At 70.1% G+C, this 16523-nt stretch carries 14 protein-coding genes; 7 read left to right on the plus strand and 7 right to left on the minus strand.

Going from position 1 to position 16523, the window contains the following annotated elements; genetic code table 11:
* Nucleotides 1-105: 105 nt before the first annotated feature.
* The 4 genes from FCI23_RS33860 to FCI23_RS33875 are packed head-to-tail and all read right to left on the minus strand — an operon-like array spanning nt 106 to nt 4999.
* Nucleotides 106-1041 carry an ABC transporter permease gene (locus FCI23_RS33860; RefSeq protein WP_136727941.1) on the minus strand — a complete coding sequence of 312 codons (936 nt, stop codon included), beginning with the start codon at nt 1039-1041 and terminating at the stop codon, nt 106-108.
* Nucleotides 1038-2192 (minus strand): ABC transporter ATP-binding protein, encoded by a 1155-nt coding sequence (locus FCI23_RS33865; protein ID WP_136727942.1) that lies wholly within the window; start codon nt 2190-2192, stop codon nt 1038-1040. The genes FCI23_RS33860 and FCI23_RS33865 overlap by 4 nt, the downstream gene beginning before the upstream one ends.
* Nucleotides 2193-2232: 40 nt before the next feature.
* Nucleotides 2233-3477 carry an ABC transporter substrate-binding protein gene (locus FCI23_RS33870; protein ID WP_136727943.1) on the minus strand — a complete coding sequence of 415 codons (1245 nt, stop codon included), beginning with the start codon at nt 3475-3477 and terminating at the stop codon, nt 2233-2235.
* A gap of 4 nt (nt 3478-3481) precedes the next feature.
* Nucleotides 3482-4999, minus strand: coding sequence for a gamma-aminobutyraldehyde dehydrogenase (locus FCI23_RS33875; protein WP_136727945.1), 1518 nt, complete (start codon nt 4997-4999; stop codon nt 3482-3484).
* 234 nt (nt 5000-5233) lie between these two features.
* On the opposite strand from FCI23_RS33875, the gene FCI23_RS33880 reads away from it, so the two are divergent.
* Nucleotides 5234-6943 carry a PucR family transcriptional regulator gene (locus FCI23_RS33880; protein WP_136727947.1) on the plus strand — a complete coding sequence of 570 codons (1710 nt, stop codon included), beginning with the start codon at nt 5234-5236 and terminating at the stop codon, nt 6941-6943.
* A gap of 288 nt (nt 6944-7231) precedes the next feature.
* Here FCI23_RS33880 and FCI23_RS33890 read toward each other — a convergent pair whose 3' ends face one another.
* Nucleotides 7232-8296, minus strand: a complete 1065-nt coding sequence (locus tag FCI23_RS33890) for a DUF4190 domain-containing protein (RefSeq protein ID WP_136727948.1) — start codon at nt 8294-8296, stop codon at nt 7232-7234.
* Between the two features lie 113 nt (nt 8297-8409).
* Here FCI23_RS33890 and FCI23_RS33895 point away from each other — a divergent pair, with 113 nt between their 5' ends.
* Both FCI23_RS33895 and FCI23_RS33900 read left to right on the plus strand, forming a co-directional pair.
* A complete protein-coding gene (locus tag FCI23_RS33895; protein WP_136727950.1) occupies nt 8410-9444 on the plus strand; it encodes an adenosine deaminase in 1035 nt (344 codons plus the stop codon).
* Nucleotides 9432-10103 carry a glycerophosphodiester phosphodiesterase gene (locus FCI23_RS33900; RefSeq protein WP_136727952.1) on the plus strand — a complete coding sequence of 224 codons (672 nt, stop codon included), beginning with the start codon at nt 9432-9434 and terminating at the stop codon, nt 10101-10103. The genes FCI23_RS33895 and FCI23_RS33900 overlap by 13 nt, the downstream gene beginning before the upstream one ends.
* 149 nt (nt 10104-10252) lie before the next feature.
* Here FCI23_RS33900 and FCI23_RS33905 read toward each other — a convergent pair whose 3' ends face one another.
* On the minus strand, nt 10253-10840 hold the full coding sequence (locus FCI23_RS33905; protein WP_246144317.1) for a Uma2 family endonuclease: 588 nt from the start codon (nt 10838-10840) through the stop codon (nt 10253-10255).
* Between the two features lie 99 nt (nt 10841-10939).
* Complete coding sequence (locus FCI23_RS33910; protein WP_136727954.1) at nt 10940-12376, minus strand: gamma-aminobutyraldehyde dehydrogenase; 1437 nt, start codon at nt 12374-12376, stop codon at nt 10940-10942.
* 198 nt (nt 12377-12574) lie between these two features.
* On the opposite strand from FCI23_RS33910, the gene FCI23_RS33915 reads away from it, so the two are divergent.
* The 4 genes from FCI23_RS33915 (at nt 12575) to FCI23_RS33930 (ending at nt 16450) form a co-directional block, all read left to right on the plus strand.
* Nucleotides 12575-13024: an Lrp/AsnC family transcriptional regulator gene (locus FCI23_RS33915; RefSeq protein ID WP_246144318.1), complete on the plus strand. Its 450-nt coding sequence runs from the start codon at nt 12575-12577 to the stop codon at nt 13022-13024.
* Nucleotides 13025-13026: 2 nt separating this feature from the next.
* Nucleotides 13027-14388: an aspartate aminotransferase family protein gene (locus FCI23_RS33920; RefSeq protein WP_136727958.1), complete on the plus strand. Its 1362-nt coding sequence runs from the start codon at nt 13027-13029 to the stop codon at nt 14386-14388.
* Between the two features lie 167 nt (nt 14389-14555).
* Nucleotides 14556-15284, plus strand: coding sequence for an ABC transporter ATP-binding protein (locus tag FCI23_RS33925; protein WP_136727960.1), 729 nt, complete (start codon nt 14556-14558; stop codon nt 15282-15284).
* Nucleotides 15266-16450, plus strand: a complete 1185-nt coding sequence (locus FCI23_RS33930) for a hypothetical protein (protein ID WP_136727961.1) — start codon at nt 15266-15268, stop codon at nt 16448-16450. Before FCI23_RS33925 ends, FCI23_RS33930 begins: the two co-directional genes overlap by 19 nt.
* Nucleotides 16451-16523 lie beyond the last annotated feature (73 nt).

Raw genomic sequence — 16523 nt, forward strand, 5'->3', positions numbered from 1 at the left:
CCGGCAGGATGTGCTCGCGGATCCAGGCCAGCGGGGAGCGCCGGCGCGCCTCGGGCGCAGCGGCGCCGGTGGCCGAGGGGACGGCGGGGGTGGTCAGGGTGGTCATCAGAACAGGTCCTCCGTCCCGGCCTTGCGGATGTAGCCCATCACCAGGATCAGCGTGCCGACCATCATCACGACCGAGATCGCGGAGCCGACGGGGTAGCCCTGGGTGTTGCGGAGGAACAGATCCTCGATCTTCTGGCCGACGACCCCGGTGTTGGGGTTGCCGAGCAACTGGGCGTTGATGAAGTCGCCGACCGCGGGGATGAACGTCAGCAGGGTGCCGCCGATGACGCCGGGCATGGAGAGCGGCAGGGTGATCCGCCGCCAGGCGGCGAACGGGCTGCAGTACAGGTCCCGTCCGGCCTCGTGCAGCCGGGGGTCGATCTTCTCCAGCGAGGTGTAGAGCGGCAGGATGGTGAAGGGCAGGAAGTTGTAGACCATGCCGCAGACCACGGCGGCGGGGCTGGCCAGCACATGGTCGCCGACGGTCCAGCCGAGCGCGCTGGTGATCTTCAGGATGTGCAGGCTGCCCAGCGCGTGCACCACCGGGCCGTTGTCCGCCAGGATCGTCTTCCAGGCGATGGTGCGGATCAGGAAGCTGGTGAACGAGGGCACGATCACCAGAGCCATCAGCAGGCTCTTCCACCTGCCGCCCCTGAAGGCGATGAAGTACGCGACCGGGTATCCCAATGCCAGGCAGAGCACGGTGCAGAGCACCGAGTAGATCCCGGAGTGCAGGTACTGGGTTCCGTATCCGGTGATCGCCTGCGAGTAGTTGGCCCAGTGCCAGGTCAGCTTGAAGCCGTTGTCGAAGTCGCCCTCCTGCACGGAGGCGGACACCGACGTCAGGATCGGCGCCAGGAAGAAAACGATGAGCCAGAGCAGGCCCGGCAGCAGCAGGATCCATGGCGTCAGGTTGCGGCGGCGCCTGCGCTCCGGCGGGGTGGGAGCCTCCGGCCTCTCCCGGGTCGCGGAGGTCTCCGCGACGCTGGTCATGCGGCGCTCTCCTCGTCGAGCTCGGCGCCCGCCTCGATGTCCTGGCCGCCCTCCAGGCCGAAGCCCTGGCCCGGGTCCCAGTAGACGAGGACCTCGCTGCCGGGGCGCTGGATCTCACGGCCGGTGTTCTGCTCGAAGACCGAGAGTTCCTCGCCTGAGGCCAGTTCGACCAGGTACTGGGTGGAGACGCCGATGAAGGAGGTGTCCACCACCTTGCCGCCGGTCAGGCTGTTGAAGCCGGCCGGCACCTCGTCGGCGGTGCGGGCTATCTGTACCTTCTCCGGGCGCACGCCCAGGATGACCGGTCCGGAAGTGGTACGACAGCGCCCCGCGTCAAGGGTGAGCCGCTGGCCGTGCGCGGCGACGGTGACCACGTCCCCGCTGACACCCTCGACCGTGCCCGGGATCAGGTTGGACCGGCCCAGGAAGTTGGCGACAAAGGTGGTCCGGGGATTCTCGTAGAGCTCGGCGGGCGAGCCCATCTGCTCGATCCGGCCCGCGTTCATCACCGCGATGGTGTCGGCCATGGTCATGGCCTCCTCCTGGTCGTGGGTGACGTGCACGAAGGTCAGGCCGACCTCCAGCTGAATTCGTTTGAGCTCGATCTGCATCTGGCGGCGCAGCTTGAGGTCCAGCGCGCCCAGCGGCTCGTCCAGCAGCAGCACTTGCGGCTGGTTGATCAAGGCGCGGGCGAGCGCGATGCGCTGCTGCTGGCCGCCGGAGAGCTGGTTCGGCTTGCGCTTGGCGAGATGGCCCAGCTCGACCAGGCCGAGCATGTCCCCGACCTGCTTCTTGACGTCTTTGACGCCGCGGCGGCGCAGGCCGAACGCTACGTTCTCGAAGATGTCGAGGTGCGGGAAGAGCGCGTAGTTCTGGAAGACGGTGTTGACCGGCCGGCGGTACGGCTTGCGGTCGGTCACATCGTCGTCGCCGAGGAAGATCTGGCCGGTGGTCGGTTCCTCCAGTCCCGAGACCATGCGCAGGGTGGTGGTCTTGCCACAGCCGGACGCGCCGAGCAGGGCGAAGAAGGATCCCTGGGGGACCGTGAGGTTGAGATCGTCCACGGCGGTGAACGATCCGTAGCGCTTGCTCAGCCGGGCCAGGCGGAGGTCTCCGCCCTCGGTACGGCCGAGCACATCGTTGGAGCTCATCGGGAGTCTTCTCTCATCCTGAGCAGGCGGCCTGGCGCGCCTACTGGCCGGTGACCTGCTGGAAGCGGCCGGTGTAGTCGTTCAGCTGGGCGATGCTGAGGGCCATGAACCCGCGCGCCCTGGCCTGCATCTGCTTGGTCGGCACGATCAGCGGGGACGACGCGGTTTCGGGGTCCAGTTTCTGAAGTGCCTGCACAGCTCCCTGCACCGACGGTATGTAGTCGATCCAGTCGTCGAGGGTGGCGGCGACGTCCGGCTGCAGGTAGTAGTTGAGCAGCTTCTCGGCGTTGGTCTTGTGCCGGGCGAAGTCGGGGATCACGCAGTTGTCGGACCAGGAGAGCATCCCCTCCTTGGGCAGGTAGACGGTGACCAGGTTCGGCTTGCCCAGCTGGGCCACGTCACCGGAGTACGCCATGGTGACCGCGGTGTTGCCCTGCTGGAAGTCGCTGAGGTAGTCGTTGCCGGTGAAGGAGCGGATCTGCCCGGCTTCCTTGGCCCGGCGCACGTACTCCAGCGCCTTGTTGAACTGCGCGTCGGTGAACTTCTCCGGGTCCAGGCCCTGGGCCAGCAGCGCCAGTGCGACGGTGTCCTCCATCTCGCTGAAGAGCGAGACCTTGCCGTGCAGGTCGGACCGGGTGAAGATCTCGGCGAGCGAGGTGACCGGGTGCTTCACCAGCTTGTTGTTGTACGCGATGGTGGTGTAGCCGTAGGCCCAGGGCACGGTGAAGCGGCGTCCGGGGTCGGTCGTGGAGCGCAGTACCTCCGGCAGCAGCCGGGAGTGGTTGGGGATGTTCGACAGATCCAGTTCCTGGATGTAGTCGTAACTCCGGTACTTGGCCACCATGTAGTCGCTGACGACCATGAGGTCGTAGCCGGTGTCGATGCCCTTGACCAGCGACGGGTCGACCTTGGTGTACCAGTCGTTGTTGTCGTTGATCACTTCCAGGTACTCGACCCGGATTCCGGTCTGCTTCTCGAAGGCGTCCAGCGTGGGCCGCTTGTTGGGGTTCTTGTCGTCCACGTCGATGTAGGCCGGCCAGTTGGCGAAGACCACCTGCTTCTCGGTCGCGGAGTGGTCCTTCCCGGCCTGGCCCACCGCCTTGGCACCAGCCGGTACGACGTGGCCCGCCACGCCACAGGCGGACAGGGCTCCGGCAGCGGTCACAGCGAGGCCGCCGGCCGCCGCGCCGCGCAGCAGTGAACGGCGGCTCATGAGAGCGGCGGTGGAACGGGCCCTGGTGCGGTTGGTGTACTGCGCGAGGTCGAATGCGCTCGGTCCGCTCACCGCGTCACCTGTCTCCGAAGATCGTGCGGTGCCAGTCCTTGCGGGCAACCGCCGTGTTGTCGAACATGACGTGCTTGACCTGCGTGTACTCCTCGAAGGAGTACGTGGACATGTCTTTGCCGAAGCCGGACGCCTTGTAGCCGCCGTGCGGCATCTCGCTGATGATCGGGATGTGGTCGTTGACCCAGACGCAGCCGGCCCTGAGCTCGCGGGTGGCGCGGTTGCCCCGGTATACGTCGCGGGTCCACGCGGAGGCGGCGAGGCCGTACGGGGTGTCGTTGGCCAGGGCGAGGCCCTCGTCGTCGGTGTCGAAGGGCAGCACGACCAGGACCGGGCCGAAGATCTCGGACTGGACGATCTCGCTGTCCTGGGCGGCATCCGTCACCAGGGTGGGCAGATAGAACGCCCCGGGCGTGTCGGGGGCTTCGCCGCCGGTGACGATGGTGGCGTAGGAACGGGCGCGCTCGACGAATCCGGCGACCCGGTCGCGCTGGGCGTGCGAGATCAGCGGGCCGAGGTCGGTCTTCGGGTCGAAGGGGTCGCCGACGCGTACGGAGGCGAAGAGGTCGGCGACTCCGGCGACGAAGGCGCCGTAGAGCGGGCGCTGGACGTACGCACGGGTCGCGGCGGTGCAGTCCTGACCGGTGTTGATCAGCGACGCGGCGACGGCGCCGTGGACGGCGGCGGCGAGGTCGGCGTCGTCGAAGACGACGAAGGGCGCCTTGCCGCCGAGTTCGAGGTGCAGGCGTTTGACGGTACGGGTGGCGATCTCGGCGACCCGCTTGCCGACCGCGGTCGAGCCGGTGAACGACGTCATCGCGACGTCCGGGTGGCCGACGAGGTGCTCGCCCGCCTCCTTGCCGGTGCCGGTGACGATGTTGATGACACCGGGCGGAAGGCCCGCCGCGGTGGCGGCCTGGGCGAAGAGCAGGGAGGTCAGCGGGGTCAGCTCGGCGGGCTTCAGGACGATGGTGTTGCCTGCGGCGATGGCCGGGAGGATCTTCCAGGCGGCCATCTGGAGGGGGTAGTTCCAGGGTGCGATCGAGCCGACGACACCGATCGGCTCACGGCGGGTGTACGAAGTGTGGTCGCCGGAGTACTCGGCCGCGGCGTGGCCCTGGAGATGGCGGGCTGCCCCGGCGAAGAAAGCGGTGTTGTCGATGGTGCCCGGCACGTCGAACCCGGTGCTGAGCTTGATGGGCTTGCCGCACTGCAGCGATTCCGCCTGCGCCAGGTCATCGGCGCGGCTGGCGAGGACGCGGGCGAAGTCGTGCAGGGCGTCGGAGCGCTCGCCGGGGGTGGCCCCGGCCCAGCCGGGCAGCGCGTCCTTGGCGGCGGCGACCGCGGCGTCGACCTCGGCTGTGCCGGCCAGCTCGTATTCGTACACCGTGCGGCCGGTGGCCGGGTCGATGACGGAATGCGTACGGCCGGAGGTGCCGGGGCGCAGCTCGCCCGCGATGTACTGCGCCCCCTCGGCGAACCGGTCCGGGGCCCGGAACGCCGGTTCTGTACTGCCGTCCATCGTGGCTCTCCTCGTCTAGGCCCGAGATGTGGCCAAATCCTGGATTGTTGGCTGATCCTGGCAGAGCCATACTGCTCCGACAAGGGATTCCGTTGTTGCCTTTTGGTTACGCGACGGATTCTGTCTGTTGGGTGCGACGATGCCGGTACGCTGCAGCAGGCGGCAACCGACACTCCGCATGCTGGAACACGGAACGCTTTACACACTGCTCGCGCCTGCCCGGGAGGTCACACCTTGTTCCCCACTGTCGCGCTGGTGCTGGAACTCGAGGCGCTGCGGCGCGGGGCCCCGCAGGTCGTCGCGGGCGCGGCGGGGCTGCACCGCCCGGTGCGCTGGGTGCACATCAGCGAGCTGGCCGACATCGCCGGGATGCTGCACGGCGGCGAGCTGGTCCTCACCACCGGCGTCATGCTCCCCTCAGACCGCGACTCGCTGGCCCGCTACATCGACGACCTCGCCGATATCGGCGCCGCCGGGCTCGTCGTCGAGCTGGGGCGGCGTTACGCGGACGCGCTGCCGAGGCCGCTGGTGCGAGCCGCCGAGCGCCGCGGGCTGCCGCTGGTGATGCTGCGCACCGAGGTCCGTTTCGTGGCGGTGACGGAGGCCGTGCACGCGCATGTGGTGGACGCGCAGCTCGCCGAGCTGCGCGTGTCGGAGGCGGTGCACCAGACCTTCAACGAGCTGTCGGTCGAGGGCGCCGAGGCCGACGAGGTGGTCCGGGAAGTGGCCCGGATGGCGGGGGCCCCGGTCGTTCTGGAGAACCTCTCGCACCAGGTGCTGGCTTTCGACCCGGCCGGCCAGGCCCCCGAGGGGCTGCTCGACGGCTGGGAGCGGCGTTCCCGGGGCGTCGCGCCGGCGGGCAGGACCGGGTGCGACCGGCGGACGGGGTGGCTGGTCACCGCGGTGGGCGCGCGCGGGCGCGACTGGGGACGACTGGTGCTGGTGGGCGAGCCCGGCCCGCCGCCCCGGTCCGCGGGCGGCGGGCCGGCGGCCGGCCCAGGCGGTCCGGCGGGGCCGATAGGTCCGTCAGGGCCACCGCACCGGCACACCGTGCTGTTGGAGCGCGGCGCCGCCACGCTCGCCCTGAACCGGCTGCTCGAACGCGACCGGGAGTCACTGGAGCGCCAGACGCACCGCACGCTGCTCTCCGGAATCCTCACGCACGCGCTGACCGTCTCGGACGTGGCGCTGCGCGCCAGGGCTCTGGGGGTGCCGCTGGAGGGGCGGCGGCTGGTCGGCGTGATGCTGCGGCTGCGCGGCGGCCCGCCCTCGGCGGCGCTGGAGGCGCAGTCGCGGCTGCGGGACTTCACCGAGTCGGCGGCACTGGCGGTTCGCGAGCGGGGGCTGACCGCGCTGACCGGCGGACTGGACGACGGCGCGGTCGGCGTCCTGGTATCGCTGGGACCGCCCGACGACGAGCACGCGGCTCTGGAGGGCTTCGCGGCGGCGCTGCACCGGCTGACCGAGCCGGCCGGGGGCGAGCCGGCCGGCGGCGGCCCCGCCTTCGTCATGGCCGCCGGGTCCTCGGTCGGCTCGCTGCGGGACGCCCGCCGTACGCTGCTGGAGGCGGCCCAGGTCGCGGACGCGGCGCTGCACGGCGGCCGGAAGGCGGGAACGTACTACCGGCTGCCGGATGTGCGGCTGCGCGGGCTGCTGCACCTGCTGCGCGACGACGCGCGGCTCCAGACGTACGTCGAGCGCGAGCTCGGCCCGCTGCTGGCGCATGACGCGGAGCACGGCTCGGACCTGGTCAGGATCCTGACGGTGTATCTGGAGCACGGCCGCAACAAGTCGGCGGCGGCCGATGCCGCCCATCTGTCACGGCCGTCCTTCTACGACCGGCTGCACCGCGTGGAGCGGATCCTGGGCGTGGACCTGGACCAGGTCGAATCGTGCCTGTCACTGCACGTGGCACTGCTGGCGCTGGAGGCGGTCCGGCCGTAGGCGCGCCCAAGGACGCGGACTCCGGCCCGGTGGCCTCGGCCGCCCGCCCGCCGTCCGATCCCAGACCGACCGCCTGCCGCGCACGCCGGTGTTCGTACTGTCGCCGCCCCGGTCCGGCTCGACACTGCTGCCCGTCGTCCTCAACAGTCACCGTTCCCGGGCAGTGAGGGAAGGACAAGATCCGGACCGGGGGGATCCAGCCCGGACGTCCGCTGCCCAGCCCGGAAGCGATTCCGGAGGGCCTGAGATCCATCACCCGGGCCTGGGATTATCTTCGCTGACGGATCGCTAGGGGACCGTCACGTCCCAGTACGCGTAGTCGTAGTCGTAGCCCGGGGCTATCTCGATCTCCATGGGGCCGTCGGCGCCCGCCGGGACGACCACGATCACCTCGGTGGTGGCGGTGGCGTTGGCCCTGAGGCCGGGCGGCAGCCCGGCGTCGGTTGAGACGTCCCGGAGCGGCTTCTCGTCGGCCGGGTCCCCGTAGGCGTTCATCTCGCTCGTGTCGAGGTTCGCGGTGGAGGTGCCGGTGTTCTCGACGGTGACGGTGAACCGGACGGCGTTGCCGCCCTTCGTGTACTGGGCCGGTACGTCGGCCGCCCCTACGCCGGAGACGGTGACCCGGAGGCCGTCGCTGTAGGTGACGTCTTCACCCTCGGATATGGGGGAGCCCTGCTCGCCCCGGTCGGGCGTGATGACATTGTCCGAGTTGAACCACCCGCTCGCGATGCCGCCGATGACCAGGGCGATCATCGCCGCGGAGACGGCGACCGCGACGGCGCCGAGGATGACGCCCGCCAGCGCCTGGCCACGGTTGGTGGCCTGACCGCGCTTGACGGTGCGCAGGCCGATGATGCCGAACACAAGCGCCGCGATGCCCAACGGGAGGCCGAGGAAAGCGCCGAAGCAGGCGATGGCGAGGACCGCGCCGATGATGCCGAGTACCAGTGCGGTGACACCGAAGCCGTTGCGCGGTACGGCGCCGGGCGGCCAGCCGCCGTACGGGGGCATGGGGTACCCGGGGTGGGCCGGGTAGCCGGAGTAGCCGCCGTAGCCGGGCGGGCCCGAAGGTGGCGGGAACTGGGGGTACGGGGAGTACGGAGGGAAGAGCCCCGGCGGGCCCGCGGGGCCAGGCGGCGCGGACGGCGGGAACGGCAGCGGGGCCCCTGCGCCCGGAGCCCCTGCAGCCGGAGTCCATGTGAACGGACCTTCGATGACCCCGGCCGAGTCGGCGGGAGCCCAGGCGGCCGGGGGTGCCGCGTCGGCACGAGTCTCGGCGGCCGGGCCGGGCGGCACATCGGCCGGTGGCGCCCATGGGTCGCGGGGCTCGGAACTCTTGGGCTCGTCGGACATCGCTGCCTTCCTGTGGCTACCTCCGGCAATGTTATGGCCTGAATATGACAGGGGATGCGGCCCTCAAAGCCGTCTACGATGAGCCGACGCCCGCCTGCAGGAGGAACCCCCGCATGTCCGACACCGCGACCGCCCTCGACACTTTCATCGCGGGTCTGCCCAAGGCCGAACTGCATGTGCACCACGTCGGATCCGCCTCTCCCCGGATCGTCGCCGAGCTCGCCGCCCGACACCCCGACTCCAAGGTGCCCACCGATCCCGCCGCGCTCGCCGAGTACTTCACCTTCAGCGACTTCCGGCACTTCATCAAGGTCTATCTGTCGGTCGTCGACCTGATCAGGAACGCCGAGGACATCCGGCTGCTGACATACGAGATCGCGCGCGACATGGCCCGGCAGAACATCCGCTACGCCGAACTGACCCTCACCCCGTACAGCTCAGTGATCCGCGGCATCCCCGGCCACGCCTTCATGGAGGCCATCGAGGACGCCCGCAAGGCCGCAGAGGCCGAGCTCGGGGTCATTCTGCGCTGGAGCTTCGACATCCCCGGCGAAGCCGGGCTCCCCGCCGCGGAGGAGACCGCACGGCTCGCCGTGGACCTGCGCCCCGAGGGCCTCGTGAGCTTCGGGCTGGGCGGACCCGAGATCGGCGTGGGGCGGCCGCAGTTCAAGCCGTACTTCGACCGCGCCATCGCCGCCGGACTCCACAGCGTCCCGCACTCGGGCGAGACCACAGGCCCCCAGAGCATCTGGGACGCGCTGACCGAACTGCGCGCCGAGCGCATCGGCCACGGCACCAGCGCCACCCAGGACCCGCGCCTGCTGGAGCATCTCGCCGAGCACCGCATTCCGCTGGAGGTGTGCCCCACCTCCAACATCGCGACACGCGCGGTCGCCACGCTCGACGAGCACCCTGTGAAGGAGATGGTCGCGGCCGGCGTGCTGGTCACCATCAACAGCGACGACCCGCCGATGTTCGGGACCGACCTCAACACCGAGTACGCGGTCGCCGCCCGCCTCCTCGGCCTGGACGAGACCGGGCTCGCCGCGCTGGCCAAGAACGCGGTCGAGGCCTCCTTCCTCGACCCGGCCGGAAAGACCCGGCTCGCCGCCGAGATCGACACCTATACGGCCGGATGGCAGCGCTGACCGTCGCCCACCGCGGCGATCCGTACCTGCACCGGGAGAACACCCTCCCGTCGCTGGCGTCCGCCGTGCGGGCAGGCGCGGACGCCGTGGAGATGGACGTACGGCTGACTTCCGACGGGATCCCGGTGCTGCTCCACGACCCGACGCTCAAGCGGCTGTGGGGGCATGCCGTCGCCGTCGCGGACCTCTCCTGCGAGCGGGTGCGGCAGCTCACCGGTGGCGGCGTCCCGACCCTGGACGAGGCACTGGGCGCGGTGGAGGGTGCTCGCGCCCTGCTCGACCTCACCCTCCCTGAGTCCGCCGACGCCGTCCTGGACTCCGTACGCTCCTGCGGTGCCGGAACCCGCACCTACTACTGCGGCGAGACCACCGCGCTGCTGGCCGTCCGCGACCGCGACCCGGACGCCGAGATCGCCCTGACCTGGAAGAGCTCCACCCCGCCGCCCAGTGCGGTCATCGACGAGGTACGCCCGCGGTGGCTCAACCTCCGCTTCGGGCTGGGCCGCCCGGAGTTGGTCCACTGGGCGCACGAACGCGGGCTCCTCGTCGCCGTCTGGACGGCGGACACGCGCCGTACGATGCGCCGGCTGCACCGCATGGGCGTCGACTCGATCACCACCAACCGCGTCAGCACGCTCCGCAGGCTGCTCGACGGCTGATACGGCTGACGACTCACCGGCCCCTCGTCGGCGCCGGTGGCGTGGCTGGTGCGCGCCGCTACGCTGCGAGCCCGTACGACCCAGATGTACTGCTCCGGGACAGGCGAGGACGGGGGACTCCAACGCGGCGGGGGGCTTTGCCGAGGGCTTCAGTCGAGGCCGAAGTCCTCGGTGGTCAGGGTCAGTGCGACGACCGTGCCAGTCAGGTCGACCGGCTCACCGAAGGCGACGGTCAACTCGCTTTGATACTCGCCGCCCTTGGGATGCGTGTAGACGTGGCAACGGCGGGTGTACCGGTCGGCGACGAGATAAACGGGCACCTCGGCCTCGGCATACACGGCCTTCTTGGGGCCGTAGTCGTTGGGAGCCGTCGACTTGGAGATGACCTCAAGCACGAACTCGATGTCCCGGGGGTCACACTTCCCCTTGGCGTCCGCCTTCGCGCCGGCCTTCAGCGCGGCCAGATCGGGACAGAAGCCGTTCAGGTGGCCGGGGAAGTCAAACCGGACGTCCGAGGTCAGCCGCTTCCGCGCATAGCCGGCCCGTAGCTGCTCATAGACGTCCGTGATGAGGTCCCAGTGGCACTTCCCCTGCGGCGACATGTAGACGGTCCCCTCGACGATCTCAACCTTGTAGCCCTCGGGGACCGGCATTCGCTCCAGCATCTCGAACAGGTCGTCCAAGGTCAGCTCGTCGCTCTCGGCCATCTCGATCCTGTCGGTCAATTCGATGGTCACGGCCGTGCTCCTCCCCGCCACCCTCGGCTGCGCGGCCGCGTGGTCCAACGATACGACCGGGCCCGGGTTACGGCGCCGCTCCACCCGGGCCCGGTCACCTCACGCGTCCAGCGACGTCATCACATGCTTGATCCGCGTGTAGTCCTCGAACCCGTACGCCGACAGGTCCTTGCCGTAGCCGGACTTCTTGAAGCCGCCGTGTGGCATCTCCGCGACCAGCGGAATGTGGGTGTTGATCCACACGCACCCGAAGTCGAGCTTCTTGGACATCCGCATGGCGCGCCCGTGGTTCTTGGTCCACACCGAGGACGCCAGCGCGTACTCGACGCCGTTGGCCCATTCCACCGCCTGGTCCTCGTCGGTGAAGGACTGGACGGTGATGACGGGGCCGAAGACCTCGTTCTGGATGATCTCGTCGTCCTGCTTCAGGCCCGAGACGACGGTGGGGGCGTAGAAGAAGCCCTTCTCGCCGACCCGGTGGCCGCCCGTCTCCACCTTGGCGTGCGAGGGCAGCCGCTCGATGAAGCCGGAAACCTGCTTGAGCTGGTTGGCGTTGTTCAGCGGGCCGAACAGCACATCCTCGTCGTCCGGCTGCCCGGTCTTGGTGTCGGCCGCGGCCTTGGTGAGCGCGGCGACGAACTCGTCGTGGATCGACTCCTGTACGAGGACGCGGGTGGCGGCCGTACAGTCCTGGCCGGCGTTGAAGAAGCCCGCCACCGAGATGTCCCCCACCGCCTTGGGGATGTCGGTGTCGGAGAAGACGACGACCGGGGCCTTGCCGCCCAGCTCCAGATGGACCCGCTTGACGTCCTTCGAAGCGCTCTCGGCGACCTGCATGCCCGCGCGGACCGAGCCGGTGATGGAGGCCATCGCGGGCACCTTGTGCTCCACCATCGCGCGGCCGGTGTCGCGGTCGCCGCAGATGACGTTGAAGACGCCGTCCGGGAGGATGCCGCCGAGGATCTCAGCCAGCAGCACCGTCGACGCCGGGGTGGTGTCCGACGGCTTCAGCACCACGGTGTTGCCCGCGGCGATGGCCGGGGCGAACTTCCAGACCGCCATCATCATGGGGTAGTTCCACGGGGCGACCTGCGCGCACACACCCACCGGCTCACGGCGGACGATCGAGGTCAGGCCCTCCATGTACTCACCGGCCGAGCGGCCCTCCAGGAGCCGGGCGGCGCCGGCGAAGAAGCGGATCTGGTCCACCATCGGCGGGACCTCCTCGCTCGCCGTCAGCCCCAGCGGCTTGCCGGTGTTCTCGCTCTCGACGGCGACCAGTTCGTCGGCCCGCGCCTCGATCGCGTCCGCGATCTTCAACAGCGCCTTCTGACGCTCGCTCGGCGTGGTGTCCCGCCAGGCCGGGAACGCCGCCGCGGCCGCGGCCATCGCCGCGTCCACATCGGCGGCTGCGGACAGCGGCGCGGTGGCGTACACCTCACCGGTGGCCGGGTTGACCACATCAGTGGTCCGGCCGTCGGCGGCGTCGCGGAATTCTCCGTTGATGTAGTTGCGCAGAGTACGGAGCTCGCTCACTGCAACCTCTCCTGTCCTGATGGTCCCGATGGTCCCGATGGTCCTGATGGCACTGCCTCCAGCCTAGTCCCACCGCTGCCGTATTCGACATACGCGAAACCCCGTAACAATGGAATCCGTTATATGCACTGCCAAGAACCACGAATTTCATCGATCGGGGGTTGCGGGACAGCGGACGTCTCATGCACAGTGGTGCCTGTGGCCACCATCGACTCCGTCTCCAAGGCGATCATCGAGCAGTTGCAGGAGGACGGGCGCCGCACCTACGCCGCCATCGGCAAGGCCGTGGGCCTGTCCGAAGCCGCCGTACGGCAGCGCGTCCAGAAGCTGCTCGACCAGGGCGTCATGCAGATCGTCGCAGTCACCGACCCGCTCACCGTGGGGTTCCGGCGCCAGGCAATGGTCGGCATCAATGTCGAGGGCGACATCGATCCGGTCGCCGACGCGCTGGCCGCGATGGACGCCGTCGAGTACGTCGTGGTCACCGCGGGTTCCTTCGATCTCCTCATCGAGATCGTATGCGAGGACGACGACCATCTCCTGGAGATGATCAACAAGCGGATCCGCACGCTGCCCGGCGTGCGGTCCACCGAGAGCTTCGTCTACCTGAAGCTACGGAAGCAGACCTACACCTGGGGAACCAGATAGCCATGAGCGCGGACCTTTCGAAAACCGCGTACGACCACCTGTGGATGCACTTCACCCGCATGTCGTCGTACGAGAACGCCCCTGTGCCGACCATTGTGCGCGGCGAGGGCACGTACATATACGACGACAAGGGCAAGCGGTACATCGACGGCCTCGCGGGACTCTTCGTGGTCAACGCCGGCCACGGTCGCCACGAGCTCGCCGAGGCCGCCTACAAGCAGGCCCAGGAGCTGGCCTTCTTCCCGCTGTGGAGCTACGCCCACCCCAAGGCCGTCGAGCTCGCCGAACGGCTGGCGCACTACGCCCCCGGCGACCTGAACAAGGTCTTCTTCACCACCGGCGGCGGCGAGGCGGTCGAGACCGCCTGGAAGCTCGCCAAGCAGTACTTCAAGCTCCAGGGCAAGCACACCAAGTACAAGGTCATCTCGCGGGCCGTCGCCTACCACGGCACCCCGCAGGGCGCCCTCTCCATCACCGGTCTCCCCGCTCTCAAGGCCCCCTTCGAGCCACTGGTCCCCGGCGCCCGCAAGGTCCCCAACACCAACATCTACCGCGCCCCGCTGTTCGGCGACGACCCGGTCGCCTTCGGCCGCTGGGCCGCCGACCAGATCGAACAGCAGATCCTCTTCGAGGGCCCGGAGACCGTCGCCGCAGTCTTCCTGGAGCCGGTGCAGAACGCCGGCGGCTGCTTCCCGCCGCCCCCCGGCTACTTCCAGCGGGTCCGCGAGATCTGCGACCAGTACGACGTCCTGCTCGTCTCCGACGAGGTCATCTGTGCCTTCGGCCGGCTCGGCACGATGTTCGCCTGCGACAAGTTCGACTACATCCCGGACATGATCACCTGCGCCAAGGGCATGACCTCGGGCTACTCCCCCATCGGCGCCTGCATCATCTCCGACCGCCTCGCCGAGCCGTTCTACAAGGGCGACAACACCTTCCTGCACGGTTACACCTTCGGCGGCCACCCGGTCTCCGCCGCGGTCGGCATCGCCAACCTCGACATCTTCGAGCGCGAGAGCCTCAACCAGCACGTCCTCGACAACGAGGGTGCCTTCTTCGCCACCCTGCAGAAGCTGCACGACCTGCCGATCGTCGGCGACGTCCGCGGCAGCGGCTTCTTCTACGGCATCGAGCTGGTCAAGGACAAGGTCACCAAGGAGACCTTCACCGACGAGGAGACCGAGCGCGTCCTGTACGGCTTCCTCTCGAAGGCGCTCTACGACAACGGCCTCTACTGCCGCGCCGACGACCGCGGCGACCCGGTGGTGCAGCTGGCGCCCCCGCTGATCGCCAACCAGTCGACGTTCGACGACATCGAGCAGATCCTCCGCACCGTCCTCACGGAAGCCTGGACCAAGCTCTGAGCGGAGGCTCCCGCCCGCCCACTCACCCGCACGGGTGGGCGGGCGGGAACACCCCGGCCGAAGGCCGGGCAAAGCGCCGCCGCACGCGTAGCGTGCCACCACAGTGACCCGTCTCCTCCGCATTCGTTCAACCGCGGGGAAGAACGCGACTCGCGGAGGTGCAGGACATGGTGGCCCCACCAGACAACGACGTGCTGTGGGCCCGCGGCCTACGCCACGCGCACCAGGGCTCGCCCGCCCTGACCGGCGTCTCGCTCGCCGCACGCGAAGGCGAGATCCTCGGCGTCCTCGGGCAGCGAGGCGCCGGCAAGACCACGCTTCTGAACTGCCTGTCCGGGCGGCTGGTGCCGGACGAGGGCGAGGTGTGGTTCAACAGCTCCCCGGTGCACACCCTCCCGGCGGCTGTGCGCGGGCGACTGCGCCGTGACCGCTTCGGCTGGATCGGCAGCGGCCCGCAACTGCTTCCCGAGCTCACCGTCCGGGAGAACGCCGCCCTGCCACTCCTCCTGAGCGGCGTACCGCACCGCACCGCCAAGAACGCCGCCCAGGAGTGGCTGGAGCGGCTCGACATCGGTCCGCTCGCCCGCAAGCGCCCCGCCGCGCTGCTGCAGGCCGAGCGTCAGCGCGTCGCCATCGCCCGCGCCCTGGTGAACCTGCCCCAGGTGGTGTTCGCCGATGAGCCCACCGTGCCGCTGCACCGTGCCGACCGCACGCACGTACTGCGTACGCTCACCAGCGCGGCGCGCTCGCACGGGATCACCGTCGTGCTCGCCAGCAATGACCCCGAGGTCGCCTCGCTCGCCGACCGCGTCATCACCCTGGTCGACGGACGGCTGGTCTCCGGCATGCCGTCCCAGGACCGGGAGGGTGCCAGCTCGTGTTCAGCCTCCGTGTAGCCCGCGGCTCACGCCCCACCGTTCTGTTCCGACGGCTCCTGGTGGCGGGCGCCGCGGCCGGCACCGGCTTCCTGCTGCTCGCCATCCTCGGCTACGCGGTGGGGCACCCCGGGGACTCCACCTCCGCCCTGGTCCGGCTCGGCTGGTGCGTCATCCCGTCCGCCGTCACCGTGCACCTTGCGGTCGTCGTCGCCCGTACGGAGCCGAACGGACGGCTGCGCGCAGGACTCGCGGCGGCCGGACTCGGGCAGCGCGGGCTCCCACTGCTCGCCGCCGCGTCCACCGCCCTGAACTGCGTCCTCGGCAGCGCCATCTCCCTCGTGGTCTTTCTGCATCTGCGCGGCGACATCTCCGGCTCGCCCTTCGACGGCGCCGCCGCCGGAGTGCTCGGCGCCGGCCACCCGCTCCCGTTCGCCGCCGCCCTCACCCTGCTCGCCGCGGTGCCGCTGATCGCCGCCACCGCCGCCGCGGTCAGCCTGCGGCCGCGCCAAGCCGCGCCCGTACCCGCCGAGGCGGAGCCGGAGGAGGCCGAGGAAGCGTACGCCGACGGCTCGGGCGCCCCCTCCGCCGTCCGGGCCCCCGCCGGGCTCCCCTGGGGCGCCGCGCTCACCGCCATCGGCCTCACCATCGAGGTCTCGGGCGACGGCCCCACCCACCCCGGCTCCCTCATCCCGCTTCCCGGCGGCCTCGGCGCCGTCGCCCCGGCCGTCCTCGCGGGCTGGGCCCTCACCGCAGTCGGCATGGTCCTGTCCGGCCCCGGCCTCACCCACGCCCTCGGCCGCCTCATCGCCGTCTACCACCCCGGCGCCCTACGGCTGCTCGCCGGCCGTGCGCTCCAGGAAGAGGCCCACCGCGTCGGCCGCCCCCTCGGCGTCCTCTGCACGGTCGCCTCCGCCGCCTACGCCGTCGCCGGCCGCTACGGTCTCGGCCCGCTGACCGGCTTCGCCACCGTCCTTGTCGCCGTCTGCGCCACCGCCACCGCCCTCACCGCCACCCTCGAAGCCAAACTCGCCCGCCGCCACACCACCGCCGCCCTCATCCAGCTCGGCGCCTCAACCGCCTTCCTCCGCAACGCCGCAGCTCTGCGCGCGGCTGTACTGCTCGCCGTCGTAGTGCCGCTCGCCTGGATCGTCGCGAAGCTCGCGGCGCTGCCGCTGGGCATGTAGTGCCGGAGCGCGGACGATTCGACAACGCCGCGAGGTTGCCCCCCGCCGCGCCAGCACCTGGTGTCACAGCGGC

The organism is Actinacidiphila oryziradicis (assembly GCF_005047355.1).
GTDB classification, from domain to species: domain Bacteria; phylum Actinomycetota; class Actinomycetes; order Streptomycetales; family Streptomycetaceae; genus Actinacidiphila; species Actinacidiphila oryziradicis.